This window comes from Pseudomonadota bacterium (assembly GCA_037200975.1).
GTDB lineage: Bacteria > Pseudomonadota > Gammaproteobacteria > Steroidobacterales > Steroidobacteraceae > CADEED01.
Genome location: JBBCGI010000001.1, coordinates 2800331 through 2818115, shown reverse-complemented (window position 1 = coordinate 2818115; position 17785 = coordinate 2800331). Strand labels below are relative to the sequence as shown.

Genomic DNA, 17785 nt, shown 5'->3' with positions numbered 1-17785 from the left:
AGTTGTTAGTTGGCCTTCTTGGCTTCCTTGCATTCCTTGATGAAATTTTTCTCCGCGTCGCCGGTCAGCTTCTTCTCCTTGGCTTGCTTCGCGCAGTGCATGCCGCCTTCGTGTTTGGCGGGCGCGGCGGCCGGGGTCGCGGTGGCGCCGGCGGTGGCCGTCGGGGTCGAAGCGGCGAACGCGCTGCCCGCGGTCATCAGGGCGGCGATCGTGAGGGTCGAAAGCAGTTTCATGGCGGTGTCCGGAAGAGTCGCTGCCGATTGCAGCGAGAGACAGTGTGCGTGGACGGGAGTGAGGCACCGATGTCGGCGCGATTAAGAAAGCGTCATTTCGCTGCGAGTCGAGCCCGGCGCGCGGGTTGGGGCTGAAATGGCGGCCATGACAATCGAGCTCTATCACGGTGGCGCCGCAGCAAACTCCCTGAAAGCCTTGCTGCCGCTGTACGAGAAACAGGTGAAGTTCGAAGGCCGGCTGATGCGGCTGGTGGATTTCGAACAGCATGAGCCGTGGTTCGTGAAGATCAATCCGCTCGGCCAGGTGCCGGTGCTGGTGCACGACGGACTCGTGCTGAATGAATCCACGCTCATCAATGAATACGTCGACGACACGTTTCCCGGTCTGCCGCTCAAACCTTCGGATGCCTACGGCCGGCACCAGATGCGGCTGTGGACCAAGTTCGTGGACGAATATTTCTGCCCGGCGCTGTCGTTCCTTGGCTGGCACGCGATGATCAAGAACGCGGTCGCGCATCTGTCGAAGGAAGAATTCGAGGCGAAGGTGGCGCGTATTCCGTTGAAGGAACAGCAGGACAAATGGCGCGAATCCGCCGCGCAGAAATGGACGCCCGAGCAGCTCGACGACTGGCGCCGCAAGGTGCGCGTGTCCATCGAGCGCATCGAACGCGGCATGCTGGGTCGCTGGATGATGGGCGAGCAGTTCACGCTCGCGGATGTCAGCGTGTTTTCCATGCTCATCAACATGCCGGTGCGTTACGCGGACATCGTCAACGAAAAGGACAGCCCGAAGGTGATCGCGTGGTACGCACGCATGCTCGAGCGGGATTCGGTCAAACAGGCACTGGCCATCGGCCACCCCGGCTCGAAGTTCGTGAAGTAAGTCGGTGCCGGGTCAGACTTAGCGGAATCAGCTTGATTACCGCGTGATGACAAATTACCCCGCACTGATTCCGCTAAGTCTGACCCGGCACCGACTTACCCCCGACTTCCCGGCACCGGTGCAACGCGTGGAAATACGCGCCATCGACGAACATTTCTGACAGTCCGTCACGGTGCGTGGCGAATAAGAACATGCACTTACGTCATTTCCCGAGATGGCACGCAGCTTGCTTTACTCCTGGCATCGCAGCTTTGTCGCTGAGTCCTCGGGTGATCCAATGGAATGCGTACCCCTTCGCTGAAGGCCATCAAGACCTTTCAGATCGCCGCCAAACATTCGAGCTTTGCCGTCGCGGCCGATGAGCTTTGCATCACGCCGTCGGCGGTGAGCCACCAGATCAAGACGCTGGAAACGCAGCTGGGCCTGCCGCTGTTTTCACGTGCTGCCCGGGCGCTGGCGCTCACCGATGCCGGTGCGCGCTACCTCGAGCAGATAGACGATCTGTTCATGCGGCTCGACTCCGTCACCGAACAGTTGCGCGCGCGTTATGGCCGCAACAGCGTGCGGCTGCACGTGCCTGCCTACTTCGCGAGCGAGATGCTGCTGCCGCGGCTCTCGGAGTTCTCGAAACTGCACGACGGCATCGACCTGCGCATCGAAACGCAGGGCGTCCACGGCCGTACACACGCGGCCGAAGCCGACATCTCCGTAGTGGTCGGCACCGGCCCGTGGAATGGCCTGGTCGCGCACAAGATGTTCGCGCAGACGATGGTGCCAGCCTGTTCGCCGGAGCTTTTTTCCGAGCGCCCGGTGCGGCGTTACGAAGATCTCAATTCACACACGCTGCTGGTGCACGAAGCGCGGCGCGACGACTGGGACCGCTGGGCCACCGCCGTCGGCATGAAAAACCTGCAGCCCGCACAGATCGTGCGCATCGATTCGATGTCCGCGGCCACGCGTGCCGCGGAAAAGAGCATCGGCATCGCGCTGCTGCCCGCCGAGCTGTCGCGCCGCAAGTTCGCCTCTGGCCGCTTGAAGCGCGTGTTCGATGACGAATTGGTTACACAGGAGGACTACACCTTATTAGTCCGCGCCGAAGACGAAAACCGTGACGACATTCGCGCTTTGTGCGCGTGGCTGATCGAGTCCTGCCGAACGGCGGTTGAGGAAAACTGATGACAGGTCCCAATCTTCTCGTTTGTTGTGGCACGCCCTCTCAAGTAGTTTGACGATCGTGGAATTCAAAACTTGTCAGGAGTGCAACATGATTCGTCGAACCTCTAAATTTCTCGTGGCGTCCGCTCTCGTGAGCTTCGCCGCCTATTCCAACGCGGGCTCCGCCACGGTGTCGCCGGCGCTGGCCGCCTGCAGCAAGGCCCTCATCGAAACGATCGCCAAGACGGAAACGCTGCCGTCGTACAAGGTGAAGTCGCCGAGCACGTTCGTGTCGGATCTCGTCGACAAGAACTCGTTCACGGTGCTGGCGCATAGCACCAAGACGAAGGAACTGCTGGCGAAAGCGTCGTGCAAGGCGACGCCGGCCGGCGAGATCGTCTCGTTCAAGCAGATTTATCTGAAAAGCTGAGGAACTAACTATCGGTATATCCCGAACGCGGCGAGGTGCGGACACCGGTCCCCCATCCCCCCTCTAGCGGGGAACGGTGTCCGCCTCTCGGCCCGCAAAGTTGATTTGCGGGATCGAAGGCACGTAATCGGCTAGCATCGCGCGCGATGTCGACATCGCCCGATCTGCCCCTGCAAAACGGGGGCTTTCCCACGCTTCCTCCCCGCGCACCCCAGGTGCGGGCGCGCTGGCGCCGCTACCTCGGCGTCCTGCTGATGCGCATCAGCGGCTGGCGGATCGCCGGCAATATCCCCAACGTTCCCAAATACGTGCTGATCGTCGCGCCACACACGTCGAACTGGGATTTCTTCCACGGTTTCTGCGCATTTCTCACGCTGCGTCTCGACAACACCTGGCTCGCCAAACACACCGTGTTCTTCTGGCCGCTCGGGATACTCGCGCGCCGCTTCGGCGGCATGCCCATCGACCGTTCACGCGGCAGCAACGTGGTTCGCATGTGCGTCAGCGAGTTCGCGAAGCGCGAAAGGATATCGTTCACCATCACGCCCGAGGGCACGCGCTCGCGCGTGAAGGAATGGAAGCTCGGCTTCTACTACATCGCGACCGAAGCCAACGTGCCGATCGTGCCGGTGGCGCTCAACTACGCGCGGCGCCTCGTCATGATCATGCCGCCGTTCACTCCGACGGGTGATGCCGAAGCGGACCTGCCGAAGATCAAGGCGCTGTACAGCGCGGAAATGGCGCGACATCCGGAGAGCTTCTAAGTCGGTGCCGGGTCGGACTTAGCAGGATTGAGAGGATCTCAAACTACACCGCCCCCTTCGATCCTGCTAAGTCCGACCCGGCACCGACTTAGCCAGGCGCCAACGGCTCCACCAGCACCGTGACGGCGAGCTGATGATCGGCGCCGCCGAGGATCACCCCGCGCAGCGGCGACACATCCCCGAAATCACGGCCCCACGCCACAGCGATGTGATCGAGCCCGGCGAAGCAGCCGTTGGTCGGATCGAATTCCACCCAGCCGTACGGCGGGCTCCACACCGACACCCACGCGTGCGAGGCGGCATCACCGACCAGCTTCTCGCCATCCTTCGAACCCGGTGCGTTGGTGCGCAGGTAACCGCTCACGTAACGCGCCGGCAGCCCGCGCGAGCGCATGCAGGAGATCATCAGGTGCGCGAAGTCCTGGCACACGCCTAACTTCTTTTCGAGCACCTCGGTGACCGCGGTGCTGACGGTCGTCTCGCCGGGCGCGTACTTGATGTCCCGGTGCAGCTTGGTGCTGAGCTTCTCCGCGCAGCTCAGCAGCGGCTCTCCGGTCGGAAAACATTCCGCCGAATAGTCCGTGAACGATTGCTTGAGCCGCACGTGCGGCGACTCGTGCCGGAAACGCGCGGCATCCAGCTGATCGCGCGCCGGCCATGCACCGTGATAAGCGAACGAATCGCGCACTTTTTCCCAGCTCTCGGTGGTCGACACCGGCACCACCGGCCGGTGATGCACTTCGATCTCCATGCGCGACACCACGTTGAGCTCGCGGTGTGGCGTGGCGAGTTCGACGCGGATCATGGGATTGCCGAACGCGTCGAATTCGTTCACCCGCCGGTGTGCATCGGGAACGATGTCGATCTCGTGTTCGAGGCATTCCTGGTAAGGCGTGGGACGCGGCACGAGGTGCAACAGGTGATGCGAGTGCACGACGTCGGCCGCGTACTTGTAGCTGGTCTCGTGCCGGATGCGGTATTTCCTGCTCATGTGGCCAGCGCGTGCGCGTCCGAATCGATCAACGCGAAGTAACGCCGCGACAGGCGGTCCGACAGTTCACCCGCGCCATTGGCAAGGCCGACCAGGTCGTTGGCGAGCTCCGCGCGCGCCGCGTCACCGGCCTCGCCCGCCGCATCCAGCAGGTCCGCCGATCCGCTCGGCAGCAGCGGCACGTCCGGCACGCCGCGCTCGCGCTCGCCGCCCAGCGATCGCGCCAGGTCTTCGAGGTCGCGGTCGATCGAGCGGCGATGGAACGCCAGCGCCATCGGGTGCCCATCGTCGTACAGCAACAGGTTGAGCATGGTAGACAGCCGCGGCGTGCCGAGATAACGCGCGCGGTAGATAGGTGTGCTGTCGCACACGTCGAGCAGCCACTCCACCGCCTCGGGCCGCGTGGCATGCGCGCTTTCCAGCTGGCGCACCAGGATGCCGGACACGAACTGGGTACGCTCGAGCCGGCGGCCCAGGCGCATCACGCGCCAGCCCTCGTCGTGCATCATGTCTTCTTCGGAGAATCCCGTGAGTGCCGCGAGCGACAACAGCAGCTTCTCGTAGACCTCGCGGCTGCTGCCGCGCGTCGCCACGGCTTCCTGCATCTGGCGCTGCAACCCGACCACGCCGCGCCAGTAACGCGCGGACAGGCGATTGCGCACCTGCGAGGCGCACCAGGCCAGATGTTTGACATCGGTGTGCAACCCCTGCGAATCCGGCTGGCGCAACGCGTCGAATACTTCGCCTTCTTTCGCAACGGCGCCAAGATCGCGGCAGATCTGCTGCGCATGCGCCCAGACGCGCGCGTCACTGCGCGCGCCGAGCGTGCGCAACAGCAGGCGCGCGGTGTTTTCGCAGCGCACCGTGTAACGGCCCAGCCAGAAGAGGTTCTCCACCAGCCGCGAGGGAATGTAGTCCTGGCGCTGCAGGCTGGCCCATTTGCCGGACTGGACCGTGTTGATCGTTTCCTCGTGCGGATCGTCGGCCAGCACCCAGATGTCTTTCGCGCCACCACCGCGCTGCGTGGACACGACGTCCGCGGCCGCTTCGTTGGCCACGCGCGCGAGCCCGCCGGGCATCACGCGGACACCCTCCGGAGTCACCACCGCGTACACGCGGATCGTCAATGCGCGCGAGGTCAGCTCGGGCGACGCAGCGGATTTCCATACCGGCGCCTGCGAGAGGCGCACGTGCTCCTGCGCCACGTATGCATAGGGCCGGTTGCGCAATCGCGCGATCAGCAGGTCACGCGCCTTGCCGGCGAAATCGCGGCCGAACATGGGCTCGAAGCGCTGATTCGGGTAGGTGGGCTTGATGACCAGGCGATCGAGGTTCGCCAGGACGTATTCGAGCGCCGGCCGCTCGCCTAACCACCAGGTCGCGACCTCGGGCAACACGAGTTTCTCGCCGATCAGGCGTTCGGCGATCGGCGGCAGGAACCCGAGCCAGGCGGCCGACTCCAGCACTCCGGTCCCCAGCGCGTTCGACACCATGACGCGGCCCGCCCGCAATGCGCCGATCAAGCCCGGCACGCCGAGCGCGGAATCGCCGCGCAGCTCGAGCGGATCGCAGAAGTCATCATCGAGGCGGCGCAGGATCGAGTGCACGCGGCGTAAACCGCCCAGCGTCTTGAGGAACACCGTGTCGCTGCGCACCGTGAGATCGGAACCCTCGACCAGCGGCATGCCGAGTTGCCGCGCCAGGTACGCGTGTTCGAAATACGTTTCGTTGTACGGGCCGGGCGTGAGAATGACGGCCAGCGGAGATTCGTCGCCGGCCGCGTCGAGCATGCGTTCGCGCAGCGAACCGAAGAATCCGCGCACGCGCCGCACCGACATGTCGGGAATCGCTTCCGGGTGCACCTGCTCGAGGATCTCGCGATTCTCGAGCGCGTAACCCGCGCCGGAAGGCGCCTGCGTGCGGTCGGCCAGCAGCCACCAGCGGCCGTCCGGGCCGCGGGCCAGATCCGCCGCGTACACGTGCAGCCACGTGCCGTCGGCGGGCCTGAGGTCGTGGCAGGGCCAGAGGTAGTTAGGGTGGCCGAACGGCAGCTCCGCGGGTATGTGCCCCTCGGCGAGCAGACGTTGCTGGCCGTACAGGTCGCCGAGCACCGCGTTCAGCAGCCGCGCGCGCTGTGCCACGCCGGTTTCGATCGTCCGCCACTCGGCGGCCGGCAGCACGAACGGCAGCGGATCGAGCGCCCAGGGCCGGTCGGCACCCTGCGGGTCTGCGTAGACGTTGTAGGTGACACCGTTTTCGACGATGAGCCGGCGCGTCAATTCGAGCGAGCGGCGCACCGCATCGGGCGATTCGTCGGCGCGCAGGCGGTCGATGAGCGGCCGCCAGTGCGCACGCATCGCGCCCTGCGAATCGCTCAGCTCGTCGTATCTACGAAGGTCGGCCGGCTCGAGAACCGCGCGCATGTCAGCAGAATTCACGCATCAGACTTTACGCAGGTCCAGCGTGAACGGGAATTCGACATTCGGCGATTCCGGCGGAGCTGTGACTCCGTTCGGCGTGTGGCCCATTCTGACAAATCGCGCCAGCCGCCGGCTTTCCGACTCGAAGGCATTCACCGGGAAAGTGTCGTAGCTGCGGCCGCCGGGATGCGCGACGTGATACTGGCAGCCGCCCATCGAACGATTCATCCACGTATCGACGAGATCGAACGTCAGTGGCGACTGCGCCGGGATTAGCGGATGCAGCGCGGATGGCGGCGCCCACGCCTTATAACGCACGCCCGCGACGAATTCGCCGACACTTCCCGTCGGACGTAACGGGATTTGCCGGCCGTTGCAGGTCATCGTGTAACGGTCGGGCGCGAGTCCCGTCACCTTCACCTGCAGCCGCTCGACCGAGGAATCCACGTAACGCACGGCGCCGCCAGCGGCGCCTTCCTCGCCCATCACGTGCCAGGGTTCGAGCGCCTGGCGCAATTCGATGTCCGCGCCGTACACCGAGAAATCGCCGTACTTGGGAAAACGGAACTCGAAATGTGGCGCGAACCATTCGCTCTTGAGCGGAAAACCCGCGGCCTTCTGCTCGGCAATGACGTCGGCCAGGTCCTTGTCGATGAAGTACGGCAGCATGAAGCGGTCGTGCAGCTCGGTGCCCCATCGCGCGAGGCGCGGAGGTGTGTACGGTTCACGCCAGAACCGCGCGATCAGCGAACGCAGCATGAGCTGCTGCGTGAGGCTCATGCGCTCATGCGGCGGCATCTCGAAGGCGCGCATCTCGAGCAACCCGAGCCGGCCCGTGTTGCCATCGGGCGAGAACATCTTGTCGATGCAAAACTCGGAGCGATGCGTGTTGCCGGTGGAATCGATCAGCAGGTTGCGGAACAGCCGGTCGACCAGCCACGGCGGCGCGGTCTGCCCAAGCGGCGGCAGCTGTTTGAAGGCGAGCTCGAGCTCGTACAACGAATCGTTGCGTGCCTCGTCGATGCGCGGCGCCTGCGATGTGGGGCCGACGAACAATCCGCTGAACAGATAGGACAGCGCGGGATGGTTGTGCCAGTACGCCAGCAGGCTGCGCAACAGATCGGGGCGGCGCAGGAACGGCGAATCCGCCGGCGTCGCGCCACCGAGCACGAAGTGGTTGCCGCCGCCGGTGCCGGTGTGGCGCCCGTCGACCATGAACTTCTCGGTAGTTAGCCGGGTCTGGCGCGCCTCGGCGTACAGGTGCGTGGTGCGATCGACCAGCTCGTTCCAGCTGCCCGAAGGATGGATGTTCACTTCGATGACGCCCGGATCCGGAGTGACGCTGAAGCGATTCAGGCGCGGATCCTTCGGCGGCTCGTACCCCTCGAGCACCACCGGCACGTTCATCGCCGCCGCGGTGGCCTCGACCGCGGCCACCAGCTCGAGGTAATCCTCGAGGCGATCGGCCGGCGGCATGAAGATATAAAGAGTGCCGTTGCGCGGCTCGGCGCACATGGCGGTGCGCGTGATCTCGGTGGCGGATTGCAGGAAGCCGGGCGCGGCGGCCGGGCTGACTACTGCATCGCGTGCGCGCGCCGCGCGGCCCGGCGCAGGCTCGGGACGCACTTCGCCTTCGCGCAACTGCCGGCGGATGTCGGCGTGTGGCGGCAACGTGACGGGCGGCGCCATCGGGTCCGGCTCCGACATGTACGGGTAGTCGCTCTTCTTGACCCAGGGCTGCGAATCGAGCGGCAGGCGATAACCCACCGGTGAATCGCCCGGGATCAAGTAGCAACGTTCGCGGCGCAGAAACCAGGAGCCGGTCCGCCAGCGCTTGCCGGAAGTATCGCGAGCGACCGGCAGGATGTGACCGACGACACTGTCGAGTCCCTGTTCAAAGACTTTGGCGAGCCGTTCGCGCTCGATCCGGTCTTCGAGTTTCGAATTGAATGGATCGACGTTGACCGGCAGGCGGCGCTCGCGCCACATGTAATAGAACGCGTCCTCGAAAGCCTCGAACACATTCTCCGCCGGCATGCCGAGACGTTCGGCGACGCCGGCGAGAAACGCACCGGACACTTCGGCGGTGGCGCCGCGGCCCGGGCGTTCGTCGTCCAGTAACGCGGCGTTCTGCCACAACGGCTGGCCGTCGCGGCGCCAGAAGCAGTTCAGCGACCAGCGCGGCAATTGCTCACCCGGGTACCACTTGCCCTGGCCGAAATGCGACAGGCCGAGCGGCGCGTATTTTTCCTTGAGCCGGTTGTAGAGCCCGACCGCAAGCTGGCGCTTCTTGGGTCCCAACGCAGCGGTGTTCCACTCCGCGCCGTCCGGATCGTCTACCGACACGAACGTCGGTTCGCCGCCCATCGTCAGGCGCACGTCGCCGCTCAGCAATTGCGCGTCGATCTGGTGGCCCAGCTTCTCGATCTCGGTCCACTGCGCTTCGGTGTACGGCTTGGTGACGCGCGGCGCTTCCCACACGCGCTCCACCTTCATGTGGTGCTCGAACTTGACCTCGGCCTTGTCCACCGCGCCGGTGACGGGCGCCGCGCCCGTGGGCTCCGGCGTGCAGGCCAGCGGGATGTGTCCTTCGCCGGCCAGCAGGCCGGAGGTGGGGTCGAGACCGACCCAGCCCGCGCCCGGTAGATAGACCTCGCACCAGGCGTGCAGGTCGGTGAAATCCTTCTCCGGCCCGGAGGGGCCGTCCAGGGATTTCATGTCGGCGGTCAGCTGGATCAGGTAACCGGAGACGAACCGCGCCGCGAGGCCCATGTGCCGCAGCAGTTGCACCAGCAGCCAGGATGAATCGCGGCACGAGCCGGATAGTTTGGTCAGCGTGAGCTCCGGCGTCTGCACGCCGGGCTCCATGCGAATGAGGTATTTGATGTCGCGCGCGAGCTTCGCGTTGAGCTCGACCAGCCAGTCGATGGTGCGTTTGCGTTCGCGCGGGATGGTGCGCAGGTATTCCTTGAACAGCGGCTCGCCGCGGAACATCACCAGATACGGCGCGAGGTCGCGTTTGTCGACACCCTGGTAGGCGAACGGATAGGTCTCGGCGTACGGCTCGAGGAAGAAGTCGAACGGATTGAGCACCGCCATCTCGGCGACCAGGTCGACCTCGATGCGGAACTCGTCGGTCTTCTCGGCGAACACGAACCGCCCGAGGTAGTTAGCCTCCGGGTCCTGCTGCCAGTTGATGAAGTGTTTGGCCGGCGTGACCTTGAGCGAATACGAGAGGATGCGCGTGCGGCAGTGGGGCGCCGGGCGCAGGCGGACTATCTGGGGGCCGAGCGAAACAAGCCGGTCGTACCGATAGTGCGTGACGTGATTGAGTGCGACATGAATGGACACGCGGGCATTCTACACAGGACCCCTGTTAGTCAGGTCCGCACCAAATTGCGCCAATATCGCACGCCCGGCACCACGGCGATGCGTGAAGCGGGTCGTTCTGCACTTATTTGAACGCGTTCATTTGGCTCTGGTATTTTTGGGCTGCGCGATGCGTAAAACATGAAGACCGACTGGACCTCTTACCCCTCTCCCGGATTCCACGACGAACTCGTTGGGCCCGGCGGTGGCGCCCGTGCGGCGGGTCGCGCGCTCATGCGTTATTTGACGGATATGGATGGCGGCGAGATCGCGGTCCGCCAGCAGGCGGCCGAAATCGCGATCAAGGCGATGGGCATCACTTTCACCGTCTACCACGAGCAGGACGGCTCGATAGACCGCTCCTGGCCGCTCGACATCATCCCGCGCACGATCTCGCGCAAGGAATGGCAGAAGATCGAGGCCGGGCTGATCCAGCGCGCCGCCGCCTTGAACCTGTTCATCGACGACGTCTACCACCAGCAGAGATTCATCAAGGACGGGCTCATGCCCGCCTCGATCATCGCGACCTCGAAGAACTTCCGCGCCAACGTCAAGGGGATAAAACCACCGCTCGGCACCTGGGCGCATATATGCGGCTCGGATCTGATCCGCGACAAGGACGGCACGGTGTACGTGCTGGAGGACAACCTGCGCGTTCCGTCGGGTGTGTCCTACATGCTCGAGAACCGGCAGGTCGTGAAGCGCGTGTTTCCCGAGTTGTTCGAGAGCGCGGCCATCCTGCCCGTCGACGACTACCCCTCGCAGCTCTACGACATGCTGGCGGCGCTGAGCCCGCGCAAGGAGACGCGGCCCGAGGTCGTGGTGCTGACTCCTGGCATCTACAACTCGGCGTACTTCGAACACGCCTATCTCGCGCGCCAGATGGGCTGCGAGCTGGTCGAAGGCCGCGATCTCGCGGTAGATAGCGACGACGTGGTGTACATGCAGACGGTGCGCGGCTGGACGCGCGTCGACGTCATCTACCGCCGCATCGACGACGATTTCCTCGACCAGGAAGTCTTCCGCAAGGATTCCTCGCTCGGCGTGCCGGGCTTGATGCGCGCCTGGGCCAAGGGCAACGTGGCGCTGGCGAATGCGCCGGGCGCGGGCGTGGCGGACGACAAGCTCGTCTATACCTACGTGCCCGACATGATCAAGTACTACCTGGACCAGGATGCAATCCTGCCGAACGTGCCCTCGTGGCGTTGCGGCGACGCGAAGCAGCTCGAACACGTGCTCGGCAATCTCGAGTCGCTGGTGGTCAAGCCCGTGGATGGCTCCGGCGGCTACGGAATGTTGATGGGCCCGATGTCGACCAAGGCCGAGCGCGCCAAGTTCGCGGACTCCCTTCGTGCCGATCCGCGCAGCTTCATCGCGCAGCCGATCGTCACGCTATCTACCGTGCCGACCCTGGTGAACGACAAACTCGAGCCGCGTCACGTCGATCTGCGGCCATTCATCCTGAGCGGGCCGCAAACATCCGTGACGACCGGCGGCCTCACACGCGTGGCGCTGCGCAAGGGCTCGCTGGTGGTCAATTCATCCCAGGGCGGCGGCAGCAAAGACACCTGGATCGTGGATACGGATAGTTAGTGGTGCCGGGGTGCAATTCTCGTAATTGCGCCGGCGCCGGAGAAACCATGAACGATCGCCTAATTACGAGAATTGCACCCCGGCACCGCCATGCTTGCTAGGGTCGTCGAGAACGTCTATTGGCTCTCGCGTTATCTCGAACGCGCGGAGAACACTGCGCGCATCATCGGCGTGAACACCAACCTGCTGCTGGACCTGCCGGGCGGCATCGCCCCGGGCTGGTTGCCGCTGGTGGATATCTCCGGCAATCGCGCGGAGTTCGACGCGCGGAACGAGGGCAAGGGCGCACGCGGCGACGAGCGCGATGTGGTCCAGTTCCTCATATCGGACAAGGAAAACCCTGGCTCGATCTGCTCGTCACTCGCGGCTGCGCGCGAGAACGCGCGCACCTTGCGAGAGATCCTGCCCACCGAGGCATGGGAGCTGCTCAACGAGTTTTTCGCCGAGTTCAACAAGGATGCCGCGACCGGCATCAACAAACGCACGCGTTTCGATTTCCTCAAGCGCATCGTCGTCGCGCTGCAAACCATCGCCGGCATGCTGGACGGCACGATGAATCGCAACGACGCGCACACCTTCAGCACGCTGGGACGCAATCTCGAGCGCGCCGACATGACCAGCCGCATCGTCGACGTGCGCTCCGCCCAACTACTGCCCGCCGAGACCCCCGAATTGCGCCCGTTCGAAACCGTGCAGTGGATGAGCGTGCTCAAGTCGCTGTCGGGTTACCAGATGTATCGCCTGCGCATGCGTACGCGCGTCAGGCGCACCGACGTGCTCCAGTTCTTGTTGCGCGACGACCAGTTCCCACGCTCCTGCCAGTTCTGCCTCACGCAGCTCGACAATTCCCTGAAGCCGCTGCCGCGCAGCGAGGGCGTGCTCGAGCAGATAGAGACCGCCGCGAAGTTCATCGAACGCGCGCCGCTCGCCACGCTCGATCAACCCGGGCTGCATGAATTGATCGACAACATCCAGCTGCACATCCACAACGTGCACAACGGGATCGCGGAGAGTTACTTCCCCTCGGGCAACGTCAGCGGCGTGCAGCGCATGAGCTTGCAGTCGCAGACCCAGTCGCAGCGGCAGACGTCCCTGTCTTTCGGCGAGCGCGCCAAGGCCTGAGGTAGACCGCCGACCGGGAGGCTAGAATGCCGCGGCCACTGAGGAAGTGGCATGGGACAAGGAATTCCCGCATGGCGGTCACCAGCCCCGAAAAGCTCAACGAGCGTTACGACGCGCTGTTCCGGGTCGCCGACCTGGAGAATCTCCTGGCCCTGTATGAGCCCGACGCGGTGCTCTCGGCGGTGCCGGGAAAAGAATTGCGCGGCCACGCCGAAATTCGCGCTCAACTCAAACGGCTGCTCAAGTTGCGCGGGGAGCATATTTCGACTCTGTTGACCTGCGTCCGCCAGAGCGACATTGCATTGCTCCAGGTCCGCTGGTCATTCAGCGGAAAAGGGCCTGGCGGCAGCACGATCGTGATGGGCGGCGTGTCGGCGAAACTCGCGCGCCGCGGCACCGACGGAGAATGGCGCTATGCGATCGATCTGCCGGCGACGCCGCACGCATGAAACGCCGCGTTCAGGCCGAAGCCTTCCTCCCCCCACGCTCGATCGACGCACACGCAAACTCCCGCTCGAGCAGCGCCTTCGACATGTCGACACCGCGGCCGACGAGCGCACGTGCGCCGGCCCGCAACGAATCGCTGGCCTCGACATAGTCGACGTTCCTCTCCATGTCCTCCGCCTCCCATCCCAGCGAATGCGCGATATACGGAAACTGCGGCAGTAGATAGCCGATCTCGCTGAAGAACCCCATCATCTGCCCCGCCACCGCCTGGATGCCGTCCTGGCCGCCGGTGATGATGAACGAAGCCACCTTGTTCCGGATCAACACCTTGTTGTTGAGGGTGATCTGGTTCTGGATGCAGTTCATACGCTCGACCATCTTGTAGTACAGCGAGCTGGCCGCGCCCCAGCGGATCGGCGTCGCGACCAGCAGGATGTCGGCCCAGTGCACCGCCAGCTCGTATACTTGGTCGAGCTGGTCGCCCTGATCCATCGAGGTGATGGAACACGGCCAGGTGCAGGCCTTCGCGGACTTGGAGTAGTAGCCCTCGCAGTTGCGGAATTTGAGGTCGTTGAGCCGTATCAGTTTCGTCTCGGCACCGAACTCGGCGGCGGCATGTTCGAGCGCCACTCCTAACAAGTGTTCCGAGGTGGAGAAGCGCGGATTGCCCGCATCCATCGCCGTGCTGGAAATACCGCCGACCCGCAAAACTCCGGGCGCGCGTGTCGTCGGCCGCGTCAGCGGATGCGGCTCATGAGGCAGATGTCCGCGTTTGCTGGTGGCTTTGGCAGTGACCCACAGCCGGCCGCCCTCTTCCTTCACTCCGTAGCCCGGCACCTTATCGGCTTCGTAACCCGGTTCGCCCTCTCCCGTGCAGCGATGGAACTTGTATTGATGCCAGGGACACACGACGAACTCGCCGTCGAGGCGGCCTTTCCCCAAAGGTCCACCGACGTGATTGCAGACATTGGAGATGACGCCGAACCTGCCGTCCTTGAACGATACGGCCACGAGCCGGTCGCCGAGTTTTGCTTCCCGCAACGGCGCGCGCTTGAAGTCTTCCGCGGCACCGACGTCGATCCACTCTTCACCTGGCTCGCCCATGTTCACCTCCCGAACGTTGGCCGCCATGATATGCCCTACACTGTCGCCGATCATCGGGGAGCGGAATGACACAGCAAACAATGTCGGAGCTCGAGCGCGTGACGATGGCGCGCGTCACCTGGCGTTTGTTGCCGTTCCTGCTGCTGCTGTACATCGTCTCGTGGCTGGACCGCGTCAACGTCGGCTTCGCCAAGCTGCAGATGAACGCGGATCTCGGCTTCAGCGAAACGGTGTACGGACTCGGTGCCGGCATTTTCTTCGTCGGCTACGCCTTGTTCGAAGTACCGAGCAATCTGCTGCTGGTGAAGTTCGGTGCGCGCCTGTGGATCGCGCGCATCATGATCACCTGGGGCCTCATCTCCGCCGGCATGATGTTCGTGCACGACACGACCACTTTCTACGCGATGCGGTTTGCGCTGGGAGTGGCGGAAGCGGGCTTTCTGCCCGGCATCGTCTTCTACCTGAGTCAGTGGTTTCCGCGCGAGCAGCGCGCCCGCGCGGTGTCGTGGTTCATGATCGGCATTCCGCTGTCGGTGGTCTTCGGCGGCCCGCTGTCTGGCTGGTTGTTAGGCTTCGACGGCCACATGGGCCTCAAGGGCTGGCAGTGGCTGTTCCTGGTCGAGGGATTGCCGGCGGTGTTTCTCGGTTTCGTGGTGCTCGGCTTCCTGACCGACAAACCCGCCGAGGCCCGCTGGCTGACGGCGGAACAGCGTTTATGGCTGAGCGAGCGCATCGAAACCGAACACGCGGCGGCGCAGAAAAAACACGGCTTCTCGGTGGGCGAGGCGCTCAGGCACCCGACGGTCTGGCTGCTCGCCTTCATCATGTTCTGCTGCCAGACCGGTAGTTATGGGCTCACGTTCTGGGTTCCTTCCATCGTGAAGGGTTTGTCCGGCTACACGAATCTCGAAGTCGGCCTGTTCTCGGCGTTGCCGTACATCGCGGCCGCCGCCGGCATGGTGCTGATCGGCCGCAGCTCGGATCGCAGCGGCGAACGATTCTTCCACGTGGCGATACCCACCGCGATCGGCGCGCTGGGTTTCATTGCGACGGGCCTGCTGCATTCGCCCATTCCCGCCATGATCGCGCTGACGGTCGCAGCCGTCGGCGACTACGGCACGCGCGGGCCGTTCTGGGCGATGCCGGGCAAATTCCTCTCGGGCAGCGCGGCGGCCGGCGCCATCGGCCTGATCAACGCGATGGGCGCGGTCGGCGGCGCGATCGGCCCGCCCGCGGTGGGTTACCTCAAGGACGTCACCGGCTCGTTCGTCGGCCCGATGTTCCTGCTGTCGGGCATCCTGTTCGCCGGCTCATTGATGACGCTGGTGCTGCGCAAATCGCCGGCCCTCGGAGACTAACTACCAATGGGAAAGGCGCCAGCAAGGCTGTACGGCATCCCCAACTGCGACACGATGAAAAAGGCGCGTGTCTGGCTCGACTCGCACGGCGTCGAATACGAATTCCACGATTACAAGAAATCGGGTGTCAGCCGCGCAAAACTCGAGGCGTGGGTGAAAACCACCGGCTGGGAAGTGCTGCTGAACCGCGCCGGCACCACGTTCCGCAAACTGCCGGAACCGGCGAAGGCGAATGTGGATCGGCGCAAGGCGATCGAGCTGATGCTCGAACAGCCATCGATGATCAAGCGGCCGGTGCTCGAGCGGGGCGCGGCGCTACTGGTGGGCTTCAGCCCCGAGAAGTACTCGGCGCTGGGCCAGGCACGGCCGCAAAGGTCAGGGAACAAGAAAAAGGCGCCGCCGGATTGACCGGCGGCGCCTACCTGAAGGGGAGCGACTTTTATTTCCGCCGGAAAGTCAGTCTCGTCCCCGTTCCCCCTCGCCTTGAATCTGCAACGCAAGCCGCGCCGCTTGCGCGTTCGCATAGATACGCCTGCACGCGGCAAAAGGAAAGCTTTTGTTGTGCCAAAGCGACCGAAAAACTTCGGCGTGGGCTGCATCGAAGCAAATATTGTGGACCGTGAGCAACGAGTGGTCGCCGCCCAGGAGAACACGCCCGGCGCGGCCGCCGGAGCAGGCGATCTACGACCAGAAGGCAATTGAAGTGGCTCGTGGCGGCTGGTAGATGTGCGCGGCGGTCGAATGGGAGTTCGAATGAATTTGAAACAGCAGGCGCGCATTGCGGTACTGCGCTGCTTCTTGATATGCGCATTGGGCGCGTGCGTTCTTGGCAGCGCTCACGCCGAGGACGGGCGCTTCTACGGCATGTTGCGATCGCGCGATCTCACCCCGTTCGGCGGTCTGCGCCTCGACATGCGCCCCGCCCACGCCGTCTCCATCGAACCGCATTCGTTCGCATTCGAGGCGGAGCTCGGTTACCAGAACACCTGGGCGCTCTCGGCCAACGTCGAGAAATACCTGACCGAACTCGAGAAGACGGGCGTGCGGCGGGAAATCGGGCCGGCGGAGGTCCAGGCGATTCGCGATCTGCCCGGCGAGAACTACCTGCTGGATCTCGAGTCCGCGACGCTCGACCTGACCATGCACTACAAGATATCGAGCCAGTGGTCGGTGTATGCCATCGCCACCGCGGTGTCGTATCACGGCGGCTTCATGGATTCGGGAATCGAGAAATTCCACGAGACCTTCGGCTTCAGCACGTTCGGCCGGCATGCCGTCGCGCGCAACCAGACGAATCTGGTCTACGACCTGAAAGGCTCGCAGGCGGTGCTGATAGGTGCGCCGCAGACTTCCGGCTTCAGCGATCCGACCTTCGGCCTGCGTTACACGGGGTTCAAACTACCGGGGCGCTGGCAGATGTCGGTCGAGACCGCGGTCAAGGTGCCGCTCGACGGCGAACGATTGTTGCTGTCGACCGGACGCACGGACTACGGACTGCAGGCGTCCATCCGGCGGCTGGGCCGGCGCAATGCGCTGCACATGGATTTCGCCGCCGTCTACTACGCCGGCCAGGAGATTCCCGCCGAGCAGGATGCGCAGGTCGTACCGACGATCGTCATAGGCTGGGAACGCCAGATGACCGGCCGCACCAACGTCAATCTGCAGGGCTACGCCAGCAAGAGCGTGTACCGGCGCGAGCAGACGGATCTGAAGGAATTGCTCAGCGACAAGTTTCAATTGAGCCTGGGCGTGAGGCATCGTTTCGATTGCTGTGTCGCTTCGTTCGCCGCCACCGAGAATCTGCAGAATCTCAACAACACGCCGGACATCGGGTTCCAGCTCGGGTTCGCGTGGGTGCCGAAGATCAGGCCTCAGCGGTGAGCGGTGCCGGGCAGGGGTTTCCGGGGTTGCGAACC

The 17785-nt window shown here is 64.2% G+C and carries 16 protein-coding genes; 11 read left to right on the top strand and 5 right to left on the bottom strand.

What is annotated here, in order from left to right; translation table 11 throughout:
- Positions 1-5: 5 nt before the first annotated feature.
- Complete coding sequence (locus WDO72_12760; protein ID MEJ0086550.1) at positions 6-233, bottom strand: PsiF family protein; 228 nt, start codon at positions 231-233, stop codon at positions 6-8.
- 136 nt (positions 234-369) lie between these two features.
- Between WDO72_12760 and WDO72_12755 the strand changes: the two genes are divergently transcribed.
- The 4 genes from WDO72_12755 to WDO72_12740 all read left to right on the top strand — a co-directional run bounded on the left by WDO72_12755 (position 370) and on the right by WDO72_12740 (position 3465).
- Positions 370-1116: a glutathione S-transferase family protein gene (locus tag WDO72_12755; protein ID MEJ0086549.1), complete on the top strand. Its 747-nt coding sequence runs from the start codon at positions 370-372 to the stop codon at positions 1114-1116.
- A gap of 282 nt (positions 1117-1398) precedes the next feature.
- Complete coding sequence (locus WDO72_12750) at positions 1399-2292, top strand: LysR substrate-binding domain-containing protein (GenBank protein MEJ0086548.1); 894 nt, start codon at positions 1399-1401, stop codon at positions 2290-2292.
- A gap of 88 nt (positions 2293-2380) precedes the next feature.
- Positions 2381-2701 carry a hypothetical protein gene (locus tag WDO72_12745; protein MEJ0086547.1) on the top strand — a complete coding sequence of 107 codons (321 nt, stop codon included), beginning with the start codon at positions 2381-2383 and terminating at the stop codon, positions 2699-2701.
- Positions 2702-2847: 146 nt separating this feature from the next.
- Positions 2848-3465, top strand: coding sequence for a lysophospholipid acyltransferase family protein (locus WDO72_12740; GenBank protein MEJ0086546.1), 618 nt, complete (start codon positions 2848-2850; stop codon positions 3463-3465).
- Positions 3466-3553: 88 nt separating this feature from the next.
- On the opposite strand, the gene WDO72_12735 is transcribed toward WDO72_12740, so the two are convergent.
- Genes WDO72_12735 through WDO72_12725 form a run of 3 tightly spaced genes read right to left on the bottom strand, consistent with a single transcriptional unit; the run spans position 3554 to position 10227 of the window.
- Entirely contained in the window at positions 3554-4456 is a 903-nt protein-coding gene (locus tag WDO72_12735) for a transglutaminase family protein (protein MEJ0086545.1), read from the bottom strand.
- Positions 4453-6879 (bottom strand): circularly permuted type 2 ATP-grasp protein, encoded by a 2427-nt coding sequence (locus WDO72_12730; GenBank protein ID MEJ0086544.1) that lies wholly within the window; start codon positions 6877-6879, stop codon positions 4453-4455. Before WDO72_12730 ends, WDO72_12735 begins: the two co-directional genes overlap by 4 nt.
- Before the next feature lie 18 nt (positions 6880-6897).
- Positions 6898-10227 carry a transglutaminase family protein gene (locus WDO72_12725; GenBank protein MEJ0086543.1) on the bottom strand — a complete coding sequence of 1110 codons (3330 nt, stop codon included), beginning with the start codon at positions 10225-10227 and terminating at the stop codon, positions 6898-6900.
- 159 nt (positions 10228-10386) lie between these two features.
- Here WDO72_12725 and WDO72_12720 point away from each other — a divergent pair, with 159 nt between their 5' ends.
- The 3 genes from WDO72_12720 (at position 10387) to WDO72_12710 (ending at position 13409) form a co-directional block, all read left to right on the top strand.
- Positions 10387-11838: a circularly permuted type 2 ATP-grasp protein gene (locus tag WDO72_12720; GenBank protein ID MEJ0086542.1), complete on the top strand. Its 1452-nt coding sequence runs from the start codon at positions 10387-10389 to the stop codon at positions 11836-11838.
- A gap of 90 nt (positions 11839-11928) precedes the next feature.
- On the top strand, positions 11929-12960 hold the full coding sequence (locus WDO72_12715; protein ID MEJ0086541.1) for an alpha-E domain-containing protein: 1032 nt from the start codon (positions 11929-11931) through the stop codon (positions 12958-12960).
- Between the two features lie 71 nt (positions 12961-13031).
- Complete coding sequence (locus WDO72_12710) at positions 13032-13409, top strand: nuclear transport factor 2 family protein (protein MEJ0086540.1); 378 nt, start codon at positions 13032-13034, stop codon at positions 13407-13409.
- 10 nt (positions 13410-13419) lie between these two features.
- On the opposite strand, the gene WDO72_12705 is transcribed toward WDO72_12710, so the two are convergent.
- Positions 13420-14511: a Rieske 2Fe-2S domain-containing protein gene (locus tag WDO72_12705; GenBank protein ID MEJ0086539.1), complete on the bottom strand. Its 1092-nt coding sequence runs from the start codon at positions 14509-14511 to the stop codon at positions 13420-13422.
- Positions 14512-14576: 65 nt separating this feature from the next.
- Between WDO72_12705 and WDO72_12700 the strand changes: the two genes are divergently transcribed.
- The 4 genes from WDO72_12700 (at position 14577) to WDO72_12685 (ending at position 17750) form a co-directional block, all read left to right on the top strand.
- Entirely contained in the window at positions 14577-15869 is a 1293-nt protein-coding gene (locus WDO72_12700) for an MFS transporter (GenBank protein ID MEJ0086538.1), read from the top strand.
- Positions 15870-15875: 6 nt separating this feature from the next.
- Positions 15876-16277: an ArsC family reductase gene (locus tag WDO72_12695; GenBank protein ID MEJ0086537.1), complete on the top strand. Its 402-nt coding sequence runs from the start codon at positions 15876-15878 to the stop codon at positions 16275-16277.
- A 75-nt stretch (positions 16278-16352) separates the two neighbouring features.
- Complete coding sequence (locus WDO72_12690) at positions 16353-16571, top strand: hypothetical protein (protein ID MEJ0086536.1); 219 nt, start codon at positions 16353-16355, stop codon at positions 16569-16571.
- 51 nt (positions 16572-16622) lie between these two features.
- Positions 16623-17750, top strand: coding sequence for a DUF3187 family protein (locus tag WDO72_12685; protein ID MEJ0086535.1), 1128 nt, complete (start codon positions 16623-16625; stop codon positions 17748-17750).
- Positions 17751-17785 lie beyond the last annotated feature (35 nt).

Bases quoted from the DNA above. Each gene is read 5' to 3' on its own strand.
- WDO72_12710 (MEJ0086540.1), top strand. From the start codon at position 13,032: ATGGCGGTCACCAGCCCCGAAAAGCTCAACGAGCGTTACGACGCGCTG.
- WDO72_12700 (MEJ0086538.1), top strand. From the start codon at position 14,577: ATGACACAGCAAACAATGTCGGAGCTCGAGCGCGTGACGATGGCGCGC.
- WDO72_12735 (MEJ0086545.1), bottom strand. From the start codon at position 4,456: ATGAGCAGGAAATACCGCATCCGGCACGAGACCAGCTACAAGTACGCG.
- WDO72_12750 (MEJ0086548.1), top strand. From the start codon at position 1,399: ATGCGTACCCCTTCGCTGAAGGCCATCAAGACCTTTCAGATCGCCGCC.
- WDO72_12715 (MEJ0086541.1), top strand. From the start codon at position 11,929: ATGCTTGCTAGGGTCGTCGAGAACGTCTATTGGCTCTCGCGTTATCTC.
- WDO72_12720 (MEJ0086542.1), top strand. From the start codon at position 10,387: ATGAAGACCGACTGGACCTCTTACCCCTCTCCCGGATTCCACGACGAA.
- WDO72_12755 (MEJ0086549.1), top strand. From the start codon at position 370: ATGGCGGCCATGACAATCGAGCTCTATCACGGTGGCGCCGCAGCAAAC.
- WDO72_12695 (MEJ0086537.1), top strand. From the start codon at position 15,876: ATGGGAAAGGCGCCAGCAAGGCTGTACGGCATCCCCAACTGCGACACG.
- WDO72_12745 (MEJ0086547.1), top strand. From the start codon at position 2,381: ATGATTCGTCGAACCTCTAAATTTCTCGTGGCGTCCGCTCTCGTGAGC.
- WDO72_12760 (MEJ0086550.1), bottom strand. From the start codon at position 233: ATGAAACTGCTTTCGACCCTCACGATCGCCGCCCTGATGACCGCGGGC.
- WDO72_12730 (MEJ0086544.1), bottom strand. From the start codon at position 6,879: ATGCGCGCGGTTCTCGAGCCGGCCGACCTTCGTAGATACGACGAGCTG.
- WDO72_12705 (MEJ0086539.1), bottom strand. From the start codon at position 14,511: ATGGGCGAGCCAGGTGAAGAGTGGATCGACGTCGGTGCCGCGGAAGAC.
- WDO72_12685 (MEJ0086535.1), top strand. From the start codon at position 16,623: ATGAATTTGAAACAGCAGGCGCGCATTGCGGTACTGCGCTGCTTCTTG.
- WDO72_12740 (MEJ0086546.1), top strand. From the start codon at position 2,848: ATGTCGACATCGCCCGATCTGCCCCTGCAAAACGGGGGCTTTCCCACG.